The sequence below is a fragment of the Chitinophaga ginsengisegetis genome, assembly GCF_900168065.1.
Classification (GTDB): domain Bacteria; phylum Bacteroidota; class Bacteroidia; order Chitinophagales; family Chitinophagaceae; genus Chitinophaga; species Chitinophaga ginsengisegetis.
The window spans coordinates 990,530-1,015,287 of the sequence record NZ_FUZZ01000002.1 but is presented as its reverse complement, the minus strand read 5'-3'; the positions used below and the strand labels follow the sequence as shown (position 1 = coordinate 1,015,287).

The window sequence follows — 24,758 nt, the reverse complement described above, 5'->3', positions numbered from 1 at the left end:
ACCTTATATTTGCTTGTCAAAAAGCTATGAAGACAAAAGACGAAATTGTAGCTAACTGGCTGCCCCGCTACACGGGTGAGAAACTGGATCAATTTGGCTCCCACATCCTCCTCACCAACTTCAGTAATTACGTAACAATGTTTGCCGAATGGAACAACGTGGAAATCGTTGGTGCAGGCCGGCCTATGCAGTGCGCTACTGCAGGCGATATTACCATTATCAACTTTGGTATGGGAAGTCCGGGCGCTGCTACCGTGATGGACCTGTTGTCTGCCATCTCCCCGAAAGCTGTATTGTTTCTTGGTAAATGCGGCGGATTAAAAAAGAAGAATAACATCGGCGACCTCATACTGCCTATCGCCGCTATCCGCGGGGAAGGTACCAGCAATGATTATTTCCCGCCGGAAGTACCCGCACTGCCTGCATTTGCTTTGCAGAAGGCCATTTCCACCACTATCCGTGATTCCGGTTACGATTACTGGACCGGCACCTGCTACACCACCAACCGACGTGTATGGGAGCATGATGCCGCGTTTAAACAATATCTGGAAAAAATACGGGCAATGGCCGTGGATATGGAAACTGCCACTATCTTTTCTGTTGGTTTCTTTAATAAGATCCCTACCGGCGCTTTATTGCTGGTATCTGATCAGCCAATGGTGCCTGAAGGCGTAAAAACGGAAGAAAGCGACAAAAAGGTGACCACTAAATTTGTGGAACGCCATCTTAAAGTGGGTATCGACTCCTTACAGAAGCTGATTGAAAGTCACCAGACCGTGAAGCACCTGCGTTTTTAGAATTGTTGTATCTTCCGGGTATGCTTTCCACGCGGGTAGAGATACAGGACCTGGAAGTAACTTTCAGGTCCGGACAAACAACAACAACAGCTGTTAATCAGATTTCCCTTTCCATAGGCAAGGGCGAAATTGTAGGCGTAGTAGGAGAATCCGGGTCCGGAAAATCCGTTACCGCCCTTTCGCTCATGCGACTCATTGATATGCCTGGCACCATTTCCGGTGGGCAGATCCTTTACCAGGCAGCGGATGAAACAGCAGTTAACCTGCTGCAGTTGCCCGATGCTACCATGCGTAGCTACCGGGGCAACGAAATTGCCATGATTTTTCAGGAACCCATGACGGCGCTGAATCCCCTGCATACCTGCGGAGAGCAGGTGGCGGAGGCTATCCGTTTGCATACCGGTGTAAGCCGCAAAGCAGCACGGAATGAGGTAATCGCGCTTTTCGAAAAGGTAAAACTGCCTGATCCTGCCGGGATCATGGATCGTTATCCCCACGAAATTTCCGGTGGACAGAAACAGCGGGTGATGATAGCAATGGCTATCTCCTGTCATCCCCGCCTGCTGATCGCCGACGAACCCACTACAGCGTTGGATGTTACCGTGCAGAAGGCAATACTGGAGCTACTCCGCGAGCTACAGCAGCAAATGGAGATGAGCGTTATTTTTATTACCCACGACTTAGGCGTGGTGGCGGAAATAGCGGAAAGGGTAGTGGTGATGTATAAAGGGAATATTGTGGAAGAAGGAACAGTAAGAAACGTGTTCCTGCATCCGCAACATCCGTACACAAAGGGGTTGCTGGCCTGCCGGCCCCCGTTGGATAAACGTTTGGTAAGATTGCCTGTGATCCGTGATTTTATGGAGACGGACTCACGGGGACAGATACACGAAAAAGCCGGCGCCATCCGGGATGTGATGCAGTCGCTGGTAATTCCTGAGGCAGCCCTCCGTCAGCGGGAGCAACAGCTGGTTGCAGCAGCGCCTTTACTGGAGGTGCATCAGCTGAAAACCTGGTTTCCTGTGAAAAGGAGCATCACCGGCAAAGTACTGCAATGGGCCAAAGCGGTAGATGATGTGAGTTTCCGGGTGATTACCGGTGAAACACTCGGCCTGGTAGGTGAATCGGGTTGTGGTAAAACTACGCTGGGCCGGTCGCTGTTAAGGCTTGCAGAGCCAACAGCAGGAAGCATTATTTATAAGGGGCAGGATATACGAAGTTTGTCCGCCGGCGGGATGCGTGCGCTGCGGAAAGATATGCAGCTGATTTTCCAGGATCCTTATGCTTCGCTGAATCCGCGGAAAACCATCGGCGCCGCTATCCTGGAGCCGATGAAGGTGCACGGGCTGTATGGCACGGAGCGGCAGCAAAAAGCAAAGGTGCTGGAATTGCTGGAGAAGGTAAACCTGTTGCCCGAACACTTTAACCGTTATCCGCACGAGTTTTCCGGCGGACAGCGCCAGCGGATTGTAATAGCGCGTGCGCTGGCGGTGGAGCCATCTTTTATTATCTGTGATGAGTCGGTGGCGGCGCTGGATGTAAGCGTGCAGGCGCAGGTGCTGAACCTGCTGATCCGTTTAAGGGAAGAACTGGGCTTTACCTGTATTTTTATTTCGCACGATCTTTCCGTGGTGAGGTTTATCAGCGACCGGATGATGGTGATGCAGAAGGGAAAAATTGTAGAACAGGGCGCAGCCGACAGGGTGTATAATCACCCGGAAAATCCGTATACCCAACAGCTGATAGCAGCTATTCCTAAAGGGATATAATATATAATTACCTGATTGTTATGCATTATATATCATTTTTTGATGATGTAGATAATAATCGGTAACTTTGCACCTCTAAAATTTATTCATACCGTAATATGAAACTATCACAGTTCAAATTCGATCTTCCTTTAAATCTGATCGCCCAGCACCCTACCAAGACAAGAGATGAATCACGTTTAATGGTGGTACATCGCAATACCGGCAAAATTGAGCACAAAGTATTCAAAGACATCCTCGGTTATTTCAACGATAAGGATGTAATGATTGTGAACAATACAAAGGTGTTTCCTGCAAGGTTATATGGCCGTAAAGAAAAAACAGGAGCAAAAATTGAAGTATTCCTGCTGCGTGAGCTGAACAAGCAAAACCGCTTATGGGATGTAATTGTTGACCCGGCGCGTAAAATCCGTGTAGGCAACAAATTGTATTTTGGCGACGACGAGACGCTGGTAGCAGAGGTAATTGATAACACTACTTCAAGAGGCCGTACCATCCGTTTCTTATTCGAAGGTAATGACGAAGAATTCAAACAGGTGCTTGATCAGCTGGGAGAAACGCCGTTGCCTAAGTATATCAAACGTAAACCGGAAGATGAAGACAAAGAGCGTTATCAGACCGTGTATGCCAAGTACGAAGGCGCTGTAGCTGCACCTACTGCAGGTTTGCACTTCAGCCGTGAGTTGATCAAACGTTTGGAAATTAAAGGTGTTAAGTTTGCAGAAGTAACGCTGCACACAGGTTTAGGTACTTTCCGCCCTATTGAAGTGGAAGACCTGAGCAAACACAAAATGGATGCGGAGTATTTTCACATTGAAGAACACGCCGTGAAAGTGGTAAACAAAGCAAAAGAAGAGAACCGCAAGATCTGCGCTATTGGTACTACCTCTGTACGTGCCGTAGAATCTTCCGTAACTGCGCAAAACCACCTGAAAGCAGCTGAAGGATGGACTAACACGTTCATTCATCCGCCGTATGATTTTGCTATTCCAAATGCGTTGGTAACAAACTTCCACCTGCCAAAAACCAGCCTGCTCATCATGACCTGCGCTTTTGCAGGATATGATCTGATCATGGAGGCTTATCAGCAGGCGATTAAAGAGAAATACCGTTTCTTCAGCTATGGCGATGCCATGCTGATCGTTTAATTACAAAGCATTTTTCGGGGATTTTCTTATTCAGCCAGCTGGATAAGAAAATCCCCGATCTTTTTATATGGAATATAAAAAAGTTGCTATCATAGTTGCCGGCGGGTCCGGTACCCGGATGCAGAGCGCTGTTCCCAAACAGTTCCTGGAGCTATCCGGTAAACCTGTATTGTACCACACCATCGCCGCTTTTGCGGCTGCTTTTCCTGACATGGAAATTGTGCTGGTGCTTCCTGAAGCCCATTTTACTTTCGCCAACCACATTCTGCAGGCTTTTGACAAACTGCCGGACATCACCATCATAAAAGGGGGAAATACCCGCTTTCATTCTGTACAGAATGGCTTGCAGCAGGTAAAACACCCGGCTGTAGTATTTGTACACGACGGGGTGCGTCCGCTGGTATCAACTACGTTGATCCGTGCCTGTTATGAAGCCGCCATTATTCACGGCAGTGCTATCCCGGTGATTGATATGAAAGATAGTATCCGGGAGATATCAGGCGGTAACAATGCTGCTGTGGACCGTGATCGTTTCCGGATTATCCAGACGCCGCAAACTTTTCTTTCAGAATTGATCCTGCCTGCCTTTGAACTGCCCTATGATCCGCTGTTTACGGATGAAGCCACTGTTGTGGAACGGCTGGGGCATCCTGTGCATCTGCTGCCGGGAGAAGAATCCAATATTAAAATTACCAAACCACTGGACCTTGTTATTGCGGAGGTGTTGCTGCGGGAGCGGGGATAACCATCTACCGGAGGCCGCTGTCAGTACAGAAAGGATTCGTTTCATAAATGGTTTGTAATATGAAAACGGACCGACAGCGGCTTTCGTTATACGTAATAATTATTTAGCGGAGGCTGTTTCAGACAGACCCTTATTTATTTTTGCCAGGATCTGATGGGCTACATCCATTGCCTGCAGGCCATCGATAGCGTTTACGGCTACCGGTTTGTTTTGCAGGATGCTGTCGCGGAACATTTCCAGTTCCATGCGGATTGCATTGGATTGCTTTATTTCCGGGTTATCGATGGCGATGGTTTTTCTGCCGCTGTTGGTTTCAATATCCAGGGTGAATAAGCCTTCGTCTTCCGGTGTTTTGAGTTTAATGATCTCTGTTTTTTTGTCGAGGAAATCGATACCGATATAAGCATCTTTCTGGAAGAGGCGCATTTTGCGCATCTTTTTCAGGGAAATCCGGCTGGAAGTGAGATTAGCAACACAGCCATTATGGAATTCGATGCGTACATTGGCAATATCCGGTGTGTCGCTCATCACAGCTACTCCGCTGGCGGAGATGCGGCTCACGGTAGATTTTACGATGCTCAGCACGATATCGATATCATGGATCATAAGATCGAGGATCACGCTTACGTCTGTACCGCGGGGATTGAATTCTGCCAGGCGGTGTACTTCAATGAACATGGGTTTGAGATCATATCCCCTGAGTGCGAGATAAGCAGGATTGAATCTTTCCACATGGCCTACCTGGAATTTAATATTTGCTTCTTCCACCAGTTTAACCAGTGTTTTGGCTTCATCCATTGTATTGGTCATGGGTTTTTCCACGAATATGTGTTTGCCGTTGCGGATGGCCAGTTCACATAATTTGAAGTGGAGGGTGGTGGGCGCCACAATATCAATGGCGTCTACCGACAGTATCAGTTCTTCCGCGGTGGTATACCGTTGAATATTATATTGCTCGGAGATGCTGGCTGCATTTGCATTGTTGGGATCATAGAAGCCTACCACTTCTACGTCTTTCATAGTGGCCAGTTGAGAGAGGTGTATCTTACCTAAATGTCCTACGCCGAAGAGTCCTATTTTGAGCATATGGAAAATGAATAAATATGTGCGAAAGTAAAACACATTTCGGGATTTATATCATCCCTTCTTCCGCAAGGCTGTAATAGCCGGTTTCGGACACAATGATATGGTCCATCACCTGGATATCGAAGAGCATTCCCATATCTTTTATCCTGGTGGTAATCCGGAGATCGGCCTGGCTGGGGCGGAGGCTGCCGGAGGGATGGTTATGGCAGAGTAATAACTTGGTGGCGCCTGTATCCAGTGCTTCCCTGAAAATAATGCGGGGATCTACCACGGTGCTGGTAATGCCGCCGGTGCTGAGATGGCGGTAGTGCAGCACCTTGTTGGCATGGCTGAGAAACAGGACATGGAATGTTTCAAAGGGCTGATCTGCAAGCATGGGCTTGAAAAACATGGCGGCATCTGATCCGTTGTTGATCACTGTTTTTTTATGAATGGTACCGGCTTGCCGCCTGCGGGCCAGCTCCATAGCGGCCAGTATGGTAACAGCTTTGGCGTAACCCACGCCACGGAGTTTTTGCAGTTTTTTTACGTTTATTTTTCCCAGTTCGGAAAGATTATTATTGGCCAGGCGCAGAATTTCTTTTGCCAGTTCGAGGGCAGATTTGCTTTTATGCCCTGTATGCAGCAGGATTGCCAGCAGCTCAGCATCGCTTAAGGCTGTAGCGCCGATATTGATCAGTTTTTCTCTGGGCTTTTCATTATCAGGCCACTTATGAATAGCCAGGTGGGGAGCCGGGTTAACATCAACAAACATGACTTATTGCATTTGTTCAAATATACGAACCTATCATGACACCCTTCTTCTTCCTTCACATTTTTCTTTTCCTTTTTCCAGCGGATCATTATAAAATCGTTATATTCGATACTAATCGTTATGGGAATTTTCGGGACCTATTATCTTTTAAAACGTTATGATAATGTGATAATTATAGTTGCTTTTTAACAGCTATGTAATATGTATTTGAAAAAAAATCAGGCGGGTACTCCCAAAAAATCCTAGTTTTGCAACCTCTTTTCCACTAGTATCTAGTATGCAACCTTCAGTAAAAATTTTCACAGGCAACAGTAATCCGGCATTGGCCGAGAAAATTGCCAAGAAATATGGCAAGGGTCTTAATGGCGGTCTTGGCAAAGTAAAGATTCAGAAATTCAGCGATGGGGAAATCCAGCCTGTATTCCTGGAGAGTATCCGGGGTGATTATGTTTTCCTGATCCAGGGAACCAGCGCACCTTCAGATAACCTGCTGGAGCTGCTGTTGATGATTGATGCCGCAAAGCGGGCTTCCGCCGGCTATATTACCGCCGTAATTCCTTATTTCGGATATGCCCGCCAGGACAGAAAAGACAAGCCCCGTGTGGCTATTGGCTCAAAACTGGTGGCTAATCTGCTGACTTCCGCAGGGGCTAACAGGGTGATAACCATGGACTTGCATGCACCGCAAATCCAGGGATTCTTTGATATCCCGGTAGACCACCTGGATAGTTCAGCTATTTTTATTCCGTATATAGAGAATTTAAAGCTGGAAAATCTTACCTTTGCGTCCCCTGACGTAGGTAGTACCAATAGGGTACGTGAAGTAGCGTCCTACTTTAATGCTGAGATGGTTATTTGCGACAAACATCGTAAACGTGCCAATGAAATAGCATCCATGGTAGTGATAGGAGATGTGACCAACAGGGATATCGTGCTCATTGATGATATCTGCGATACCGCAGGAACACTTTCCAAAGCCGCTAACCTGTTAATGGAGAAAGGCGCCAGAAGTGTACGTGCATTTTGTACCCATCCCGTTTTCAGCGGAAATGCGTACGAAAATATCGAGAAATCAGTACTGCAGGAGATAGTGGTATGCGATACCATTCCTATCAAACCGCAGGGAGCCGGTTCCAAGATCAAGGTGATATCAGTTGCAGAGCTTTTTGCGGTAGCCATCCGTAATATGCACGAAAACAAATCTATCACCAGCCTGTTTATTCACAGCCACCGCCGGGGAGATTGATAACAACGTATTTTAATCATCAATATAAATTGTCTAAACAATGAACACAATAACCATCGAAGGACAACTCAGGAGCGAATTCGGCAAAAAAGCCACCCGCCAGATCCGTTCTGAGGAACAAGTGCCTTGCGTTATTTACGGGGGTGCAGAAACTGTTAATTTTTCAGCTCCTGCCAAAGCATTCAAAACACTGGTTTACACTGCAGCTTTCCAGATTGCAGAAATTAAGCTGGGTGCTAAAACTTACAGATGCGTATTGAAAGATATGCAGTTTGATGTAGTTACTGATGCACTTGCTCACATCGATTTCATGGAACTGGTAGAAGACAAACAGGTTGCTGTTACCATTCCAATTAAACTGGTTGGTTCTTCTGTTGGTGTTAAAGCCGGTGGTAAACTGGTTAGCAAACTGAAAGCGCTGAAAGTGAAAGCTTTACCTAAGCACCTGGTAGAAAATATCGAAGTTAACATCGATAACCTGGAACTGAACGCAAACATCCGTGTAGAAGACGTGAAAATTGAAGGTGTTGAAATCACCAACTCTCCGCGTATTCCTATCGCTTCTGTGGTAATGACCCGTCAGCTGCGTCAGGAAGAAGCAACTGCTGAAAAAGATGCTAAAAAGAAATAATCTTTTAGATATATTTTTCCAAAAAGCCTCTCTACTTTTAGAGGGGCTTTTTAATTTTGGAAATCTCCAGGTACGAAAACGACCCGTATGAAATACTTAATAGCAGGATTAGGCAATATCGGCGAGGAATACCGGCATACCCGTCATAATATAGGGTTTGATGTGGTAGATGATTTTGTTGCCAGGCATAAAGCCACTTTCAGGAACGACCGCCTCGCTGATGTGGCGGAATGTAAATGGAAAGGGAAAACATTTATTGTTATTAAGCCTACTACTTACATGAACCTGAGCGGTAAGGCTATCAAATACTGGCTGGATAAGGAAAAGATTCCCGTGGAAAACCTGCTGGTGATCCTCGACGACCTGGCCCTTCCGCTGGATGTGCTCCGCTTACGCCCCGGAGGCAGTGATGCCGGGCATAACGGGCTGAAAAGTATCCAGGAATCACTGGGCACCAATCAGTATCCGCGCTTGCGCTTCGGGGTAGGCAATAATTATCCCAAAGGCCGCCAGGTGGAGTTTGTACTCAGTAAATGGAAAAATACAGAAGAACGGACCGTAGAAGAGAAAATATGGAAATGTTCGGATATCATTGAAAGTTTTGCCAGTATAGGTATTGCCCGTACTATGAACGACAGTAATAAACTGACCTTCCCGTCTGTGAAATAAATTTGTTCATCTGATTCCTATCTGCTTTTTTTATACCTTAAAACAAACGCATTATGAAAATTATTTGCGTAGGCAGGAATTATGCCGACCATGCCAAAGAGCTGAAGAATGAGGTGCCTACAGAACCGGTGTTATTTATGAAACCAAAGAATGCGTTGCTGCAGAATGGCCACCCGTTCTATTACCCGGAATTTACCACCAACCTGCACTACGAATGCGAGCTGGTACTCAGAGTAAGCAAAAACGGTAAACATATCCAGGAAAAATTTGCAGATAAATACTACGATCATATCTCCGTAGGGATCGATTTTACTGCCCGGGATCTGCAGGATAAGCAAAAGGCGAAAGGGTTACCCTGGGAAATAGCCAAAGCTTTCGATAACTCCGCAGTAGTGGGTAATTTCATACCTATTACCCCTGAAATGGATAAAAAAGATATCAATTTCTGCCTGTATAAAAACAAGGCGCTGGCGCAATCGGGTAATACGCAGGATCTTTTGTTTTCCTTTGATTTCCTGGTGGCTTATATTTCCCGCTTCTTTACCCTGAACATCGGGGACCTCATTTTTACCGGCACCCCGGCCGGCGTAGGACCCACAGAAATAGGAGACGACTTCGAGGCATTTATTGAAAATGACAGCCTGCTGGAGTTTTCTGTTAAATAAGAAGAAATTACAGAACGGTGGTTTTGCCAGGATAAGACAAAACCACCGTTTTATGGAATATTTGCATAAATCGTGTCCAGGATCCGTGTTAATTCGGCATAATCCGTTTCTGTCAACGTTTTCCAGCCAATTTTACGCATATCATATACCAGCGACTTCACATCTTTATATTTTTCCACTCCTTCAGGGGTCAGCTGTAAATACACCTTCCTCCGGTCGTACACATCGGCTTCCCTTTTTACCAGCCCCTTTTTTACCAACAGTTCAATAATGCGGGAAATGGTGGTAATATCCTTCGAGGTATTACGGGCCAGTTCGTTATGGGTGGTTTTTTTGTGTTTGTACAGGTTCTCAATCAGTAGCCACTGGTCCACTGTAATGTCCTTCTGTTGGGCATCGAACGTTTTTTGCCAATAGTTGCGCAATTTTTTGAGCGTAGCATCCAACTTAAAAAAAGAGGGATTACTGACGAAAGTATCAGCCATATTAATTAATTTGCATTAGCAACTGTTGCTATGGCAACTATTGTTTTTAAATTACCATCATCACCAAAACAGTCTTATTGTGTTTAAAGATAGCACAAGCGTTTCAACTTTAAAAACGCCTGCCTCCAATACGGGTGGTAACGCCGGCGAACTGGCTGAATTATTAACAGCCTGGCGATTGATGTGTGAAGCCGGCAGTATGGCCGCCACCTATGAGGCTAACAGACCAATCTGTAAATATGTTCACTCTACTTCCCGTGGACATGAAGCCATACAAATAGCCACCGGACTGCAATTGCGGCCGTGGGACTTTGTAAGCCCCTATTACCGTGATGAGAGCATGCTGCTCGCCATCGGCTTTACGCCTTATGAATTAATGCTCCAACTGCTGGCGAAAGCAGCCGACCCTTTTTCTGCCGGAAGATCTTATTACAGTCACCCTAACAGCAACACGGCCGATAAGCCGCAGATTCCCCACCAGAGCAGTGCCACCGGTATGCAGGTAATTCCCACCACGGGCGTGGCGCAGGGACTGCAATACCTGGAACAAATTAATTCTCCCCTGCTGAAAACCGGTCCGGATGGAGAACTGCCGGTAGTGATCTGTTCCCTCGGAGATGGCAGCGTCACAGAAGGAGAGGTGAGCGAGGCCCTGCAATTTGCCGTGCTGAAACAGTTGCCGGTAATTTACCTGGTGCAGGATAACGACTGGGGCATTTCAGCCACGGCAGCAGAAGTAAGAACAATGGATGCGTATGAATATGCCGCCGGTTTCAAAGGACTGGAACGCATGCGGGTAGACGGCAGCGACTTTACCGCCAGCTACGCTGCTATGGAAACCGCTATCAGCTATGTAAGGCATGAACGCCGGCCCATACTGGTACAGGCCAATGTACCCCTGCTGGGACATCATACCTCCGGTGTACGGAAAGAATGGTACCGCTCTGCGGAAGACCTGGAAAAGCACGCTGCCAATGATCCTGTTCCAAAAATGAGAGCCTTGTTATTGAAACACGGCGTAACTCCGGAACGACTCGATGAAATTGAAAAGACCGCTGCCAGCGATATACAGGCAGCTTTTGATAAAGCGGTGCAGGCACCGGAACCATCACCGGAAACTGTGCAGGAACACGTATTTGCGCCTGCCGCAGTAACAGCAGAAAGCGGCACCCGCACACCAGCCGGGAAGGCCAAAGTAGTGATGGTAGATGCCGCCCTCCACGCCGTGGAAGAAATCATGCAGCAGTATCCCGAAGCTATTTTATTCGGGCAGGATGTGGGCGTAAGACTGGGAGGCGTTTTCCGCGAAGCGGCCACCCTGGGCGAAAAATTCGGACCACACCGCGTATATAACACCGCGATACAGGAAGCGTATATTATAGGCGCCACAGCAGGGCTATCTGCCGTAGGCGTAAAACCCATTGTGGAAGTACAGTTTGCCGATTATATCTACCCGGGATTCAACCAGCTGGTAACAGAAATATCAAAATCATGTTACCTGAGCAATGGTAAGTTCCCCGTACAAACGCTCATACGCGTGCCTGTGGGCGCCTATGGTGGCGGCGGGCCTTATCATTCCGGCAGTGTGGAATCCACGCTGTTAAGCATTAAAGGGATCAAAGTAGTGTACCCCTCCAATGCCGCCGATATGAAAGGACTGATGAAAGCCGCCTTCCTGGACCCCAACCCGGTTGTAATGCTGGAGCATAAAGGATTGTACTGGAGCAAAGTGCCCGGCACGCTGGACGCCATGACCATTGAGCCCGCAGCGGATTATGTACTACCGCTGGGAAAAGGAAATATCATACAACGCGCACATCCAAAAGATACGGCCCAGGGAAATGCGCTTTGCATTATTACTTACGGAATGGGTGTATACTGGGCCAAAGCGGCTGCCAAAGCCTATCCGGGGCAGGTAACCATTGTGGATCTGCGTACCCTTTTTCCAATGGATGAAGAACTGGTATTTGACATGGTGAAGCAACACGGGAAATGCCTGATCCTGACAGAAGAACAACTCAATAACTCTTTTATACAGGCACTGGCCGGACGCATTCAGCAAACCTGTTTCCGGTTTCTCGATGCACCGGTATTTACCGTGGGCGCGCTGGATCTGCCGGCCGTACCGCTTAATACCGGCCTGGAAGCAGCGATGTTGCCAACGCCAGCAAAAGTAGCCGCAGCTATCAGTGAATTACTGGCTTACTGACTATCATTCTACAAAATAGAAAACGGCCATCTCAGTTAAGAGACGGCCGTTTTAGGTTTTCCGCATCCGGGTTAAAGCTGTTTACTACTTTGCACCCAAATCAGTTTATCAGTAACCGGGGTTTTGAACCAGGTTAGGATTAATACTTGTTTGTTTGAAAGGAATCGGGAACAGCTTGTACTTATCAGCCGATGGCTGATGATCCCACCAGGTGCTTGTGGTAAATTTGCCAAAGCGGATCAGATCCGAACGGCGTTTGCCCTCAAAGATGAACTCACGGCCTCTTTCAGCGAGGAGTTCATTCATGGTGAGGCTGGTGGTTGTATAAGCTTCAGCAGCCCAGTCAGCCGCCTTAAATGCGCGTTTCTTGCAGGTGTTGATAAGGTCAACAGCATCTTGTGTAGCGATGCCGTTATTTTTTCTCATCAATGCTTCTGCCTTGTTGAAATAAATTTCTGTCAAACGGTATAACACAAAGTCATTGCCCCAGTAATTAGGATCGGCCTGTGTGCCGGGTACATATTTCGCAAAACGTGCCCCGCTGTTCTCTTCACCTTCCGTCATACTACCGGCGCCGCTTTCACCTTCAGAATTCCTGCGGATCTCTTTCACAAATACAAGTGGTTTGCCGTTGTATTCTTCTGTGCCGAGTACCAAACTGTCGCCAACGCTGGTGCGTAGCGCCGGATCTTTTTTCTGTGGTCCGATCAGCATCCAGTTTTGTTTGCGGAGGTCATTGTCTTTATACGCATCATAAGCAGTAGGAATAACAACGATACTGTTGTTTCCATCTACATCAGCGTTATAGATCTGGCGTTGACGGTAGTGCCAGAAATCACCCTGCCATCCAAAGCGGGAGTTACCGGCTCTCAGGTCATAGGCGAGCTGGAACAGGTCTTCCGGAGAGGTGTTATTATTGTTGGCAAAGGCGCGGAAAATATCCGGTTCCAGTGCAGGCACTGCGCCGCTCAGGGAACCGCCGTTACCAGCAATGATCTTATTGCAATAGTTGATACAATCATCCCAGCGTGGGGTGCCAGTCCATTCCTGTGCATTGAGATACAGTTCTACCAGCATGGCGTAGCCAGCTGCTTTAGTAGCGCGGCCCACCATATCAGCAGATAATGGTTTCAGTAGTTCCACATTTTCTTTCAGTTCTTTTTCAACGAACTCAAATACTTCCTTGCGGCTTTTGGTAGCCGGGGACGCCGGCGCACCTACTTCCGTTACGATGGGAATGTTACCATACAGGTCCATCAGTTTCAGATAATGCCAGGCACGCACCACTTTTGTTTCTGCAAGAAATGAGGCTTTGTCTTCATTGGTCATACCAATTTTGGTGAAGTCCATAGCCGCCAGATCTTTCAGCGTATTGTTACAGAAGCCCATTCCCCAGTACATCAGTCGCCACGGGTTCCAGGCATTGTCTTCATTAGCAATCCAGGTGTGGTTATGCAGGCGGATCCAGTTACCGCCATCATAGCCGTGCTTGCCTTTCTGTGGCCATGCCAGCTGATCGGCGGAGAGTTCCTGCAGGCGCCAGTAGCCGGTTTGACCGGTAGGTGCCGCCCATGCACCGGCATGGGTAAATGGCCGCAGTACGGCAGACAGGACTTCTTCTTTATTATGATAAAAATTATCAGAAATAATTTCGCTGTATGGTTTTTCATCGAGCTTGGTGCAGGCGCTCAATCCGAGAGCCAGCAGGGCTGCGCTGATATATGCTTTACTTTTTTTCATACGTTACAATTTTGCTGCTTTTAAAATCCAAGGTTCAATCCGATAGTATAGGAGCGGGTGCGTGGGTAAAATCCTCTTCCATCTATACCGGAATCCAGCGCGGTATCCTGCAGTTCAGGATCAAGGCCGCTGTATTTGGTAATGGTGGCGATGTTACGGCCGCTGGCATATACGCGCAGGCTGCGGATATATTTGGTTTTCAGTTGGAAATTATAACCGAGGGTGATGTTATCCAGTTTCACGAAATCACCTTTTTCCAGGTAGTAATCAGAGAACTGCGGATCGTCGTTCAGCTTATCATTTTTACCGATAGCAGATGATAACATATTATTCGGTTTCCATTTTTTGTTACCGAAGTACATATCCTGCAGGTTGAGGATATCGAAACCGAATTTGCCGCGGAAGAAGATACTCAGGTCAAAGTTTTTATAACGGAAAGTATTGTTCCAGGAAGCCATGTACTTGGGAATACCATTTCCGATCACTGTTTTATCGTCCGGATTAATTTCAGAGGTAGTGGCTTTGCTGCCGTCCTTTTTATAGAACAGCCATTTGCCATCGTCGGTAAGACCGGCATAGCGATAACCATAGAAGGTACCCAGCGGACCACCTTCTACTACGCGGATGGCCTGGCCAAGATTACCCGGAGAAGGGAGATCTCCATAAAATTGTTCCGTGGCTTTATAAATATCGTTGGAGAATGACACCATTTTATTCCGCTGGGAATTGAAGGCGACGTCACTGTGCCAGGAGAAATCTTTGGTTTTTACAGGTACGGTGTTGATCACTACTTCCACCCCGTTGTTGGAGATTTCACCTACGTTGGTAAAGATATTATCCAGGATGTTGGAAGGCAGCTGTGCGGTGTAATTGAACAACAGGTCTTTTGTTCTGCGGCTGTATACATCAACGGAACCGCCGATCCTGTTTTGCAGCAGGGAGAAGTCAACACCTACGTTGAATTCTTTCTTCTTTTCCCATCTCAAATCCGGATTCGGATTTTTGTTAGGTCCGTAAGTCTGGATCCATTTACCATACTGGAGATAAGCGCCACCTGTTCCTAATGTAATCAGCGACTGGTAGTTAGGAATGCCCTGGTTACCGGTAACGCCATAGCCGGCGCGGAGTTTCAGGTTATTGATTACGGTGATGTCCTGCATGAAGGCTTCTTTTGAAATTACCCATCCTGCAGATACAGCGGGGAAGTTACCCCATTTGTAGTTGGCACCGAAGCGGGAAGAACCTTCATGACGCAGGATAGCCTGCAACATGTATTTCTGTTTGTAGTTATAATTCAACCTGCCGAAAAATGCAATGAGGGTGTTGTCTACCTTGTTGCTGCTTTGTGAAGGGCGGGGCAGTTTTGGATCATTTAATGCGTTGCCGGCAGAAATGTTCCAGTCTTCAAACGCATCGGTGAGGAAGCCGTTGTTATCCATTGCATACTTTTCCAGGGTGCTGTACTGATAGCTGTAGCCACCGAGTACATTGAAAGTATGGTCTGAATTGACTGTTTTTGTATAGTCGACGGTAGCTTCAAAAGTCTTATCCATAGCGGCGTAATTGGCTTTATACGCATAACCGCCACCCTGGAAGTCCTGGATGGAAGAGCGGGAAGCCTTGCTTTTATACTGGCGGTCGGTGTATTCATCGCGGACAATAGCGCCGAAGGCAGAGAATTTCAAATCACGTATAGGCTCCAGCGTTATACGTGCATCTCCTGAGTAGGTTTTCTGATCCCTTTCATATAACTCCTGCTGTAAACGGGCCAGTGGATTATAGTTATTGAAACCGTTTGTTTCAACATATTTACCATCGGGCCCAAAGATGGGAGCTGTAGGATTCCGTTGTACTGCCTGCTCGAAATCGGCGCCTGCGCTACCGGCTTTGTCATCGCCACCACCGCTGTTTCCACCGTTTAAGTTGGCTTTGTTAAAATTACCTGCCAGGTTAAACTGCATGGTGAGCATACCCTGTAAACCGGTCTGGTTTACATTCACTCTTCCACCATATTGTTTACGGCCGTTTTCAATGGCAATACCGTTGGCATCGTTGTAATAAAGGGATGCACGGTAGTTGCTGTTCGCAGTACCGCCAGAGGCCGCGAAGTTGTGGTAATGACTAAGATTGTTTTTGTCGAGCAGGAGATCGTACATGTCTACATCGGCGCCCTGGTTGTTAGTGGCGCCGGCTACTTTTACATATTCTGCTGCGCTCAGTATGCTGGGTCTTTTGGCTACTGCTTCGCGTTGCAGGTAGGTAGAGTAGGTGTATTGCGGATCGCCTGCTTTACCTTTTTTGGTGGTGATGAGGATCACCCCGTTGTTACCACGGGTACCATAAATAGCCGCTGCGGAACCATCTTTCAATACATCGAAAGTGGCGATATCGTCCTGTTGCAGGAGGTCGAGGTTACCTCCGGGAATACCATCCACAACAATCAGCGGGTTCATATCGCCGGATATGGAACTGATCCCCCTGATTTGTATAGAGGCGCCGCTGTTAGGGTTATTACCCTGGGTTCTGGTAACAGATAAGCCGGCTACTTTACCCTGGATCAGATCCATAGGAGAGCGCGAACCGCCCTGGTTAAAGTTTTCCGCTTTTACGGTGGCTACTGAAGTGGTTACCTCATTTCTTTTTTGTGTACCGTAACCCACTACCACAATGTCTTGCAGCGATTTTACTGAAGCTGCCAGTTTTATGTTCATGGCGGTAGCTGATGCTGGTACTTTCTGTGGCAGGTAGCCAACAAAAGTAAATATCAGCACGGCGTTTTCCGGTGCCTGCAGGGCAAAGGTTCCATCGGCTTTGGTGATAGTTCCGGTGCTGGTTCCTTTTATCTGAACAGATACGCCGGGAACAGCGGTGTTGTCATTGGCATCCGTTACTTTTCCGGATACGGTTTTGCCTTGTGAAAAGGCAAACAGCGAGAAGAGCATCAGTACCATACTGGCAAAGCAGGTCCGTGCCCAAAACGTGGATCGTTTGTGCATATACGTTAATTGAAGTTGGTTAATAAAGAAAAGCCGGATCGGCTTATTGAAAAAACGATTTAGCAATAAGCCAGCAGGCTAATTTTTAAAATTTTTCAGATACTGGTTTAGTCATTTAAATAGTGAAAAAAATCTCCTGAATGAAGATGCTGCCTGGTTTCCGGTCAGGCAGACAATGGTTCCCATTATATTCGCATAAGCAAAATGTACGATTCTTTACAGTACTGTTTTAGTCAGTAGTATATCGATTTAGCAAACAATAAAAAATAACAAGTTAGTTTAGCTTTTTACCTGGAATATATTTTTAATTACAATACTTTTTTTCTTCATACACGGGTGGGTAATACATGGATTTCCCGGTGTTCATCCTGGTTCCTATTAAAAAATCGATTTAGCAATAGGTTCCAAAAAAAAGATTCGTGGGAATCTTATTGAATAACAAGTCAAAAATAACGCAGCACTTTTTCTCTTGCCCGGAATAAAAGTAATATTTATTTGTATTAAATGAAATCATTTTTAACATTTTTTTTAAGATCCGGATAAACAGGGGGATACGCCGGATTAATCGCCGCTATACATATCCCTGATTTCTTTCAGGATGTCATAAACGGTCTGCTGATTACCTTCATTATAACGTCTGGCCCAGAAAGAAACCAGCCAAACATTCATCCGGCGGGCATTCAGGTCATTGTTGTTGAGAGATGGATCTATACGGTCCATGTTATTCAGCACCTGTCTTACATCACCAATGAAATCTTCGGATGCAGTGTAATCTGTAGTGACAGCCATCTTTGTGTAGAGTTTTTCCAGCTTTACAGTTACATCTTCCTGTGCCTGCAAGGCACTATAAGTGAGCAATAATTTTTCCACATAGTAACGTACAAAAGAACGCTGGTAAGTATTATACGGCAGCATCTCGTGCAACAGGTTTTTATATCCGGCGAAGGACTCACGCAGCCGGGCTTCATCGCGGCCAGCCCAGGCAAATTGCCGGATAGCGGACTCCAGCCCGTGATTTTTCGTATAGGCGGGCGTGTCGTACGGATCTTCTGCTTCTCCTTCATAGTATAGGGGTTGTACATACGAATGCCACATCAGCGCGAGGTCCGAAGTTTGCCTTTTTTTCACAGCGGTGCTGTCCAGTTCAAGCTGTTCATGCAGCAGATAGGCGGCTGCTTCCCGGAGTTGCGAAACGCTGAGCGGAAACTCCTCTGGTGTTTTTATTTCATAGGTAACGCTGTCTGTCGCCAGGGCGGCGGCATCCAGCTCAGTCGCTGCAGCTGTTTCCACTCCGTCAAAAGGTGAATATTCCGGACGATCGCTTTTACGCACGGTTTGCACGGCAATAAAAATAACCACCAATGCAGCAATCCCCGCAGTGCTGGCGATAATGATACCAAACAACCGGTTGCGTGTCCATAATTTTTCAGCGGCCCACCACATCGTGCCCAGCAGGAACGAACAAAAGATGGTTAATCCAAGTACCCCCATATATAACAGGTAATTCCCACCGGTATCTCCATCCGTATTATGTTTGCTCAGCAGGAAGATAAACGTAAAAGAAACAAGGGAAATAAGAAGATCCGACAAGAATATTTTCTTCCAGTATTCGTTCCCGGATACGGGAGCAACAGCCTGATTTTTCTTCATCAGCGAAATCAGCCAGTAAAAAACACCGCACCACATACTGCAGGTTAACAGGAAAATAATGGGGGTCAGAAACGCGTCGGCCACGGAACCATTACTATCCTGAAGAGCAACTATATTCGTAAACCTATCCAGTTCATACAGCAACCCAAAAGGCAGGGTGAACGTACCGGCATTTTCTAAAATACGGTTGGCAAATCCCTCAACGGCGGCCGGCACCGCAACATGAACCTGGGAAAGGAACAGGGGCGCAAACAACAGGACAACTACCAATATCTTAACGATGATAATATGCTTATAGATCTTGTTTCCCATATGGATAAAAAGGTTAACTATCAACAAATATATTATAATATGGTACAAAAAAAAGTGATTAGCAGGAATACTGTTAATCACTTTGGAGATGTATTATAAGGGTGTTGGAGGATAGATATAATATTTGATACCCGCTTAAAGGGTGGTAATGCAAATGTACCGGCACAGCCATTGCCGGGGAAGACGATTCAGGAAAAGTATTTATAGATTCCGGAAAAACGGGGAGGGGAATAACAGGGAGACTGCTTAAGTCTCCCTGTAAAAGAAGGTATTAAATATCGCCGGAAGCAGGGGCATTGGTTGCTTTCGCAGCCTGGCTGTCGCGGGTATTTTTTTGTACGGTAATAGCGCCGAAAACGCTTAACAGAAATGCAAATGCATAAAAACCTTTTTCACTTGGAGCAAGGGTGGCATTCCACAATCCGATGGTGAGCAACAGGATGGTGAGCAACATGGATACCCAGCTGAGACCATAGTAAATGTCGGTTACAGGAACGCCTTCGATCCTGTCCCGTACGCACTTCTGGACAGATACCGCGGAGAACAGTCCGTACATTAATACTGTGAAATAATATCCTTTTTCATTCAGTTGCATAGTGGAGGCATTCCAAAGGCCGATGATGAAGCCCAGGATACCTGCAAATACTGCTACCCAGGAGGCCGCAATAAATGCCATTGAAGGTTTCTGTTTCATTGATTAAATAAAATTTATTTAGGGATTGGGTTGATGGCTAACAAAAACTGCTTTCAGATATTGATGGCCTGCTGTAATAATACTATTTATTTTTGATCTGAAGCAGTATAAAAAAAGTCCTGCACTTTCCGTACAGGACTTTTACTTTTTGTAGCGAGGAGCGGATTCGAACCACTGACCTTCGGGTTATGAGCCCGACGAGCTACCTCTGCTCTACCTCGCATTGTGGAGTGCAAATGTAGGTAAATAATTTAAACCACAAAATTTAAATGCTCTTTTTTATGAGCACAGCTGCATGTTTCAGGGGAATTGAATTTTTTAAGCGGAAATACATACTGATGTAATGTAGTGCTGTGGCGTGTTTGATGGGGTTGGTCTGTTGCGGTTTTTCTTTCCAGGAAGATGAAAAAATATTTTTTAAAGAAGAGATGACCAATAGTTTAATGCGAATAAACTGCCGGCCATCTCTTCTTTCTAAAAAAATTATATCCTGCTTCTGCGTAATCTCAATAGTGTATTTACGAGAATATCTATATCGGCGCAGCTGTTGTAGAATGCCAGTGAGGGCCTCACTGTGCTTTCCACGCCAAACCTGCGAAGGATAGGCTGCGCGCAATGGTGACCGGATCTTACGGCAATTCCTTCCTGGTTCAGCGCCGCACCAACCTGTTCGGTTGTGAAATCTTTAAATACAAAAGACAATACGCTTGTTTTATCAGGAGCTGTGCCTATCAGGCGCAAACCCGGCACGTCTTTCAATAACTGTGTAGCATATACGAGCAGGTAGTGTTCATACTGGTGTATAACATCAATGCCTATATGATTTACATAATCGATGGCAGCGCCTAATCCTACGGCGTCGGCTATATTACCGGTGCCGGCTTCAAAGCGCCCGGGGGCTGCGTGGTACTGGGTATGCTCAAAGGTTACGTCTTTGATCATATTACCACCGCCCTGCCAGGGCTGTGTTTCATTCAGCAATGCTTCTTTACCGTACAACACCCCGATACCGGTGGGACCAAAAACTTTATGCCCGGAAAATACGTACCAGTCGCAGTTAAGCCGCTGCACATCTGCACGCATATGCGATACAGCCTGGGCGCCATCTACCAGCACTTTGGCGCCGGCCTGGTGGGCGAGTTCCACTATTTGCTGCGCCGGCGTAACGGTGCCGAGTGCATTGGATACCTGTGTAAAAGACACCAGCTTTGTTTTAGCACCGAGCAGTTTCTGGTATTCAGAAAGTATGATCTGGCCATCATCATCAACAGGAATTACTTTTATCAGCAATCCCTTTTTGGCGGCCAGCTGTTGCCACGGTACAATATTGGCATGATGCTCCAGGTGGCTCAGAATAATTTCATCGCCGGCCTGCAGGAATTGTTCGCCCCAGCTTTTAGCTACCAGGTTAATGGCTTCTGTAGCGCCGCGAACAAATACAATTTCATTTACAGATGCGGCATTGAGGAAAGCCCTTACTTTTTCGCGGGCGCCTTCATACGCATCCGTGGCGCGTGCTGCCAGTTCATGAGCGGCGCGGTGGATATTTGAATTTTCGTGTTCATAAAAATAGCTGATGCGGTCAATTACGCTCCGCGGCTTCTGCGTGGTGGCGGCATTATCCAGCCATATAAGCCGGTGGCCGTTCACCTGTTCCTGCAATACCGGGAAATCGGCCCTCACCCGGTTAATATCCAGCGGGGGCTGGGTGGCGCCGGTGATACCTGCTGCTTTTTCCGGAAGGAAATAGTAGGAGGTACCTGCGGAAGGCAGCTGCGATGTATAGGTTGATGATGGTATACTTTTCAGCGCCCGTTGCAGTTCCTGTTCAAAAGAAGGATCATAGGCCGTTGTTGGATGCGTGAGCGCAGCCGGTGAAATACCGCTGCCTGCTACGGAAGCAGGAATGCCGCCGTTACCGGAAAAGTGAGGATCCGGTAAACTGGTAGGCGCCTGCGTAACATCGGTTACGCTTCCCTGTTGCAGCAGCGGGTCCTGGATGGGGGCAGCTGATGTGTAACCTGTGTAGGGCACATCATTACCGGATTGCAGGGAGGAAAACAACTGGTTGGCCAGTTTTTCCAATGCGGCAATATCCGGTAATCCATCGGGTTGGAAATTATTTGTATTCATGGTACTTACCTATTTCTACATCATCCAATACGGCAATGGCGTCATCTACCAATACTGCCAGTGAACAGTAAAGGGATACGAGATAGGAAGCAATGGCCTGGTGGTTAATACCCATAAAGCGTACAGATAATCCGGGCGATTGCTCTCCCGGTAAATTAGGCTGGTACAAGCCCACTACTCCCTGCCTGCTTTCGCCGGTGCGTAAAAGAATGATTTTTGATTTGCCGTTTTCGATAGGCACTTTATCGGATGGTATCAGCGGAATACCGCGCCAGGTAATGAATTGGGAGCCAAAGAGGGAAACGGTGGGAGGCGGTACGCCCCTCCTGGTGCATTCGCGGCCAAAGGCGGCAATGGTAAGCGGATGCAGTAAAAAGAAGCCGGGTTCTTTCCATACTTTGGTGATGAGCTCATCCAGGTCGTCCGGAGTAGGCGCACCGGTGCGTGTTTTGATACGCTGGGAAGCTACTACGCTGTTTAGCAACCCATATTCCTTATTATTAATTAGTTCGCTTTCCTGCCGTTCCTTAATAGTTTCAATGATCAGCCGCAACTGTTCACTGATCTGGTTATAAGGCTTACTGTAGAGGTCTGATACGCGGGTGTGTACATCCAGTACGGTATTCACTGCGCTGAGGTTGTACTCGCGGGGATTATCGATGTAATCCACAAAAGTTTGAGGTAGTTCGCGTTCATCTCTTCCGGAACAATCTACGGTTACATTGCTCTCGTCTTTTACTTTGTTAAGCCTGTACACGCCCGATTCTACCGGGATCCAGCTCATTAATCGCGTGAGCCAGCGGGGTGTAATGGTAGACATCTGCGGCACCGTACGGGTGGCAATGGCGAGTTGTCTTGCGGCGACGTCGCCGAGTGCAGTCTGGACTTTCTGTTGAGTTTCATCAGCCATGGGGGATCAGTTTTTGAATTTTAAAAAAATGTAGTCTGTTGCCAGATTGAAAATGTGTGGTGGCTCATTTTCAACCTGCTGGTGGGTGTAATAGGAGTTAAATTAAGTCTTTTTGTTTAATTATCGACGTACATTTTTAATCTGCGGGCACCCGGCAGGCGGGCGCCTGAAATTCCTCCCTGATAAGCCACCACAGTGCAGGTGCTTTCCGGGAACCGGGTATATTCAAGGGTACGTTTAGAAAATAGTTCTCAGCAAACCGCCATCGGCGCGGAGCGCTGCACCATTTGTTGCCGCAGAGAGCGGACTGGATATATAAGTAACGAGATTGGCGATTTCTGATACTTTCGCAAACCGTTGAATGAGAGAACTGGGGCGCATGTTTTTGAAGAAGTCTTCTTCTGCTTTTTCAGGGGAGACCATATCCGATTCAGCTAACTTTTTAATAAAATCATCCACACCTTCAGATTTGGTAGGGCCGGGCATTACGGTGTTAACAGTTACGCCGGTGCCTTTGGTAAGCTCTGCCAAACCGCGGCTCACCGCCAGCTGCGCTGTTTTGGTAGTACCATAGTGGATCATTTCTTCCGGGATCATCACCGCCGATTCGCTGGCGATAAAAATAATCCGGCCCCAGTTTTTTGCCAACATCTTCGGGAAAAAGTAACGGGAAAGACGTACGCCGCTCATTACATTTACTTCAAAGAAACGGAACCACTCGGCATCCGTGATTTCTTCAAACGGTTTGGGTTCAAATATCCCGGCATTGTTCACCAGGATATCTACTTCTTGCACTTTTTCCAGCAGCTGGTTCACTTCCTCTACTTTGGAGAAATCGGCTGCCACGCCGGTTACCTGCGCGTCCGGCACCTGCTGTTTCAGTTTTACAATGGCTTCGTCTATCCGGGCGGTGGTTCTTCCGTTGATAATCACCACGGCGCCTTCCTTTAGCAGTTGTAAGGCAATAGCCAGGCCGATACCCTGGGTGGAGCCGCTGATCAGCGCCGTTTTGCCCTTTAATTGTAAGTCCATAGTATAATGATGTTTAATCGTTTACCGCAAGTAAAATTGTCCTATAAAATAACTTTATACTTTATTGATAAGTATAAAGTTATTTATACTTTTATGCCATGATCAATTTTGAATGGTATCGTACATTTAAAGCGATCTGACAGTCAGGTACATTAACAGGCGCCGCACCGGAATTGTTGATTTCACAGGGGTAAACTGTTTTATACGCAGATCAGAAACCGGTATGATAAACGGAGCGGCGGGTAAAGGCCCGCCACTCTGTAGTATTACAAGTCTGAATAGTCTGTTGGTCTGAGGAACAGGATCTCTGATTTAGATACATTGTGACTGTATTCTTCCATCGCCGACAGCGTTTTCCATTTCGGATCTGCACTAAATGCTTTCCAGTGTTCATCACGATCTTCCTTATTGTTGAAAGTGGTCATGTACATCAGGTTGGGCATGCGTGGTCCTGAAATAACGGAAGCATAAAATACCGCATTAAAGTTGAGGTTCCGGAAGATACCGATTTCATCGCCGGTATTGAACATCTTCACTTTGTTAACATGGTATTTCTCGGAGGGACTTTCATAACTGCGCAGCTCATACACCCGCTCATTTTTGGGCGCTTTCAGAGCCGGCGCTTCCAGTACGGGCATTCCGGGAAACGCCTGTAGCAGGATGGATTCTATCCTGGTGTAAGGAATATTATTCCAGGCAGCATCCGTATAGTCTTTCCCGTTAGTCTGAAAAGATTTATCGGCCTGCAGGGTTTTATCCAGGTTGGCGAACTGTTCGAGCGACTGGAACGGGATCAGTACATAGATCCGGATCTCAGCAGTGTCGGCGGTAACCGGTTTGAAAACGCCGGCCTGTTTGATGCCTGCATGGTGTAAAGCCGGGAGGTATGTTTTCTCCAGGTAATTATCTACCAGTGTTTCCTGTGCTTTCGTTTTCAGGTGGTAGATTTTGATCTGGTAAAATTGCCGTTCTTTGGCGGTGAGTGTAGCTGAACCAAACATCATGAGTGCCATTAGCAAAGTGGAATATATCTTCATAGAAATTAATTGTATACCTGACAAAATACAGCAATTGAGGCAGGAATTAT

At 46.8% G+C, this 24,758-nt stretch carries 20 protein-coding genes and 1 tRNA gene; 9 read left to right on the top strand and 12 right to left on the bottom strand.

Annotated elements, in window-relative coordinates; genetic code table 11:
• The first annotated feature begins 26 nt into the window (after positions 1-26).
• The 4 genes from B5Z18_RS17970 to B5Z18_RS17955 all read left to right on the top strand — a co-directional run bounded on the left by B5Z18_RS17970 (position 27) and on the right by B5Z18_RS17955 (position 4,459).
• Entirely contained in the window at positions 27-797 is a 771-nt protein-coding gene (locus B5Z18_RS17970; protein WP_079470853.1) for an AMP nucleosidase, read from the top strand.
• A gap of 20 nt (positions 798-817) precedes the next feature.
• Positions 818-2,566, top strand: a complete 1,749-nt coding sequence (locus B5Z18_RS17965) for an ABC transporter ATP-binding protein (protein ID WP_079470852.1) — start codon at positions 818-820, stop codon at positions 2,564-2,566.
• A 98-nt stretch (positions 2,567-2,664) separates the two neighbouring features.
• Positions 2,665-3,714, top strand: coding sequence for a tRNA preQ1(34) S-adenosylmethionine ribosyltransferase-isomerase QueA (gene queA / locus B5Z18_RS17960; RefSeq protein ID WP_079470851.1), 1,050 nt, complete (start codon positions 2,665-2,667; stop codon positions 3,712-3,714).
• Between the two features lie 67 nt (positions 3,715-3,781).
• Entirely contained in the window at positions 3,782-4,459 is a 678-nt protein-coding gene (locus B5Z18_RS17955; protein WP_079470850.1) for a 2-C-methyl-D-erythritol 4-phosphate cytidylyltransferase, read from the top strand.
• Between the two features lie 99 nt (positions 4,460-4,558).
• Here the strand turns inward: B5Z18_RS17955 and B5Z18_RS17950 are convergent, their stop codons facing one another.
• Both B5Z18_RS17950 and radC read right to left on the bottom strand, forming a co-directional pair.
• The gene (locus B5Z18_RS17950) at positions 4,559-5,545 is read right to left on the bottom strand and encodes a Gfo/Idh/MocA family protein (protein WP_079471006.1); all 987 of its coding nucleotides are present in this window, start codon (positions 5,543-5,545) and stop codon (positions 4,559-4,561) included.
• Positions 5,546-5,591: 46 nt separating this feature from the next.
• Positions 5,592-6,299, bottom strand: a complete 708-nt coding sequence (gene radC / locus B5Z18_RS17945) for a RadC family protein (RefSeq protein WP_079470849.1) — start codon at positions 6,297-6,299, stop codon at positions 5,592-5,594.
• A gap of 277 nt (positions 6,300-6,576) precedes the next feature.
• Between radC and B5Z18_RS17940 the strand changes: the two genes are divergently transcribed.
• The 4 genes from B5Z18_RS17940 (at position 6,577) to B5Z18_RS17925 (ending at position 9,510) form a co-directional block, all read left to right on the top strand.
• The gene (locus B5Z18_RS17940) at positions 6,577-7,545 is read left to right on the top strand and encodes a ribose-phosphate pyrophosphokinase (RefSeq protein WP_079470848.1); all 969 of its coding nucleotides are present in this window, start codon (positions 6,577-6,579) and stop codon (positions 7,543-7,545) included.
• A gap of 40 nt (positions 7,546-7,585) precedes the next feature.
• Positions 7,586-8,176: a 50S ribosomal protein L25 gene (locus tag B5Z18_RS17935; RefSeq protein ID WP_079470847.1), complete on the top strand. Its 591-nt coding sequence runs from the start codon at positions 7,586-7,588 to the stop codon at positions 8,174-8,176.
• Between the two features lie 87 nt (positions 8,177-8,263).
• Positions 8,264-8,845, top strand: a complete 582-nt coding sequence (gene pth / locus B5Z18_RS17930; protein ID WP_079470846.1) for an aminoacyl-tRNA hydrolase — start codon at positions 8,264-8,266, stop codon at positions 8,843-8,845.
• 53 nt (positions 8,846-8,898) lie between these two features.
• Positions 8,899-9,510: a fumarylacetoacetate hydrolase family protein gene (locus B5Z18_RS17925; protein ID WP_079470845.1), complete on the top strand. Its 612-nt coding sequence runs from the start codon at positions 8,899-8,901 to the stop codon at positions 9,508-9,510.
• A 50-nt stretch (positions 9,511-9,560) separates the two neighbouring features.
• Here B5Z18_RS17925 and B5Z18_RS17920 read toward each other — a convergent pair whose 3' ends face one another.
• Positions 9,561-9,995 carry a MarR family winged helix-turn-helix transcriptional regulator gene (locus B5Z18_RS17920; protein WP_079470844.1) on the bottom strand — a complete coding sequence of 145 codons (435 nt, stop codon included), beginning with the start codon at positions 9,993-9,995 and terminating at the stop codon, positions 9,561-9,563.
• A 79-nt stretch (positions 9,996-10,074) separates the two neighbouring features.
• On the opposite strand from B5Z18_RS17920, the gene B5Z18_RS17915 reads away from it, so the two are divergent.
• The gene (locus B5Z18_RS17915) at positions 10,075-12,204 is read left to right on the top strand and encodes an alpha-ketoacid dehydrogenase subunit alpha/beta (RefSeq protein ID WP_235015952.1); all 2,130 of its coding nucleotides are present in this window, start codon (positions 10,075-10,077) and stop codon (positions 12,202-12,204) included.
• 108 nt (positions 12,205-12,312) lie between these two features.
• Here B5Z18_RS17915 and B5Z18_RS17910 read toward each other — a convergent pair whose 3' ends face one another.
• From B5Z18_RS17910 to B5Z18_RS17870, 9 genes are all read right to left on the bottom strand, one after another.
• Positions 12,313-13,944 carry a RagB/SusD family nutrient uptake outer membrane protein gene (locus B5Z18_RS17910; RefSeq protein WP_079470843.1) on the bottom strand — a complete coding sequence of 544 codons (1,632 nt, stop codon included), beginning with the start codon at positions 13,942-13,944 and terminating at the stop codon, positions 12,313-12,315.
• 20 nt (positions 13,945-13,964) lie between these two features.
• Positions 13,965-16,940: a SusC/RagA family TonB-linked outer membrane protein gene (locus B5Z18_RS17905; protein WP_079470842.1), complete on the bottom strand. Its 2,976-nt coding sequence runs from the start codon at positions 16,938-16,940 to the stop codon at positions 13,965-13,967.
• A 561-nt stretch (positions 16,941-17,501) separates the two neighbouring features.
• Complete coding sequence (locus B5Z18_RS17900; RefSeq protein WP_079470841.1) at positions 17,502-18,902, bottom strand: ABC transporter permease; 1,401 nt, start codon at positions 18,900-18,902, stop codon at positions 17,502-17,504.
• A gap of 271 nt (positions 18,903-19,173) precedes the next feature.
• Positions 19,174-19,596, bottom strand: a complete 423-nt coding sequence (gene yiaA, locus B5Z18_RS17895; protein WP_079470840.1) for an inner membrane protein YiaA — start codon at positions 19,594-19,596, stop codon at positions 19,174-19,176.
• A gap of 151 nt (positions 19,597-19,747) precedes the next feature.
• Positions 19,748-19,819: transfer RNA gene (locus tag B5Z18_RS17890), tRNA-Met, on the bottom strand.
• 260 nt (positions 19,820-20,079) lie between these two features.
• The gene (locus tag B5Z18_RS17885; protein WP_079470839.1) at positions 20,080-21,729 is read right to left on the bottom strand and encodes a family 2A encapsulin nanocompartment cargo protein cysteine desulfurase; all 1,650 of its coding nucleotides are present in this window, start codon (positions 21,727-21,729) and stop codon (positions 20,080-20,082) included.
• Positions 21,716-22,639: a family 2A encapsulin nanocompartment shell protein gene (locus B5Z18_RS17880; protein WP_079470838.1), complete on the bottom strand. Its 924-nt coding sequence runs from the start codon at positions 22,637-22,639 to the stop codon at positions 21,716-21,718. Before B5Z18_RS17880 ends, B5Z18_RS17885 begins: the two co-directional genes overlap by 14 nt.
• Positions 22,640-22,876: 237 nt before the next feature.
• The gene (locus tag B5Z18_RS17875; protein WP_079470837.1) at positions 22,877-23,671 is read right to left on the bottom strand and encodes an SDR family NAD(P)-dependent oxidoreductase; all 795 of its coding nucleotides are present in this window, start codon (positions 23,669-23,671) and stop codon (positions 22,877-22,879) included.
• A 266-nt stretch (positions 23,672-23,937) separates the two neighbouring features.
• On the bottom strand, positions 23,938-24,708 hold the full coding sequence (locus B5Z18_RS17870; protein ID WP_079470836.1) for an NIPSNAP family protein: 771 nt from the start codon (positions 24,706-24,708) through the stop codon (positions 23,938-23,940).
• Between the last annotated feature and the right edge of the window lie 50 nt (positions 24,709-24,758).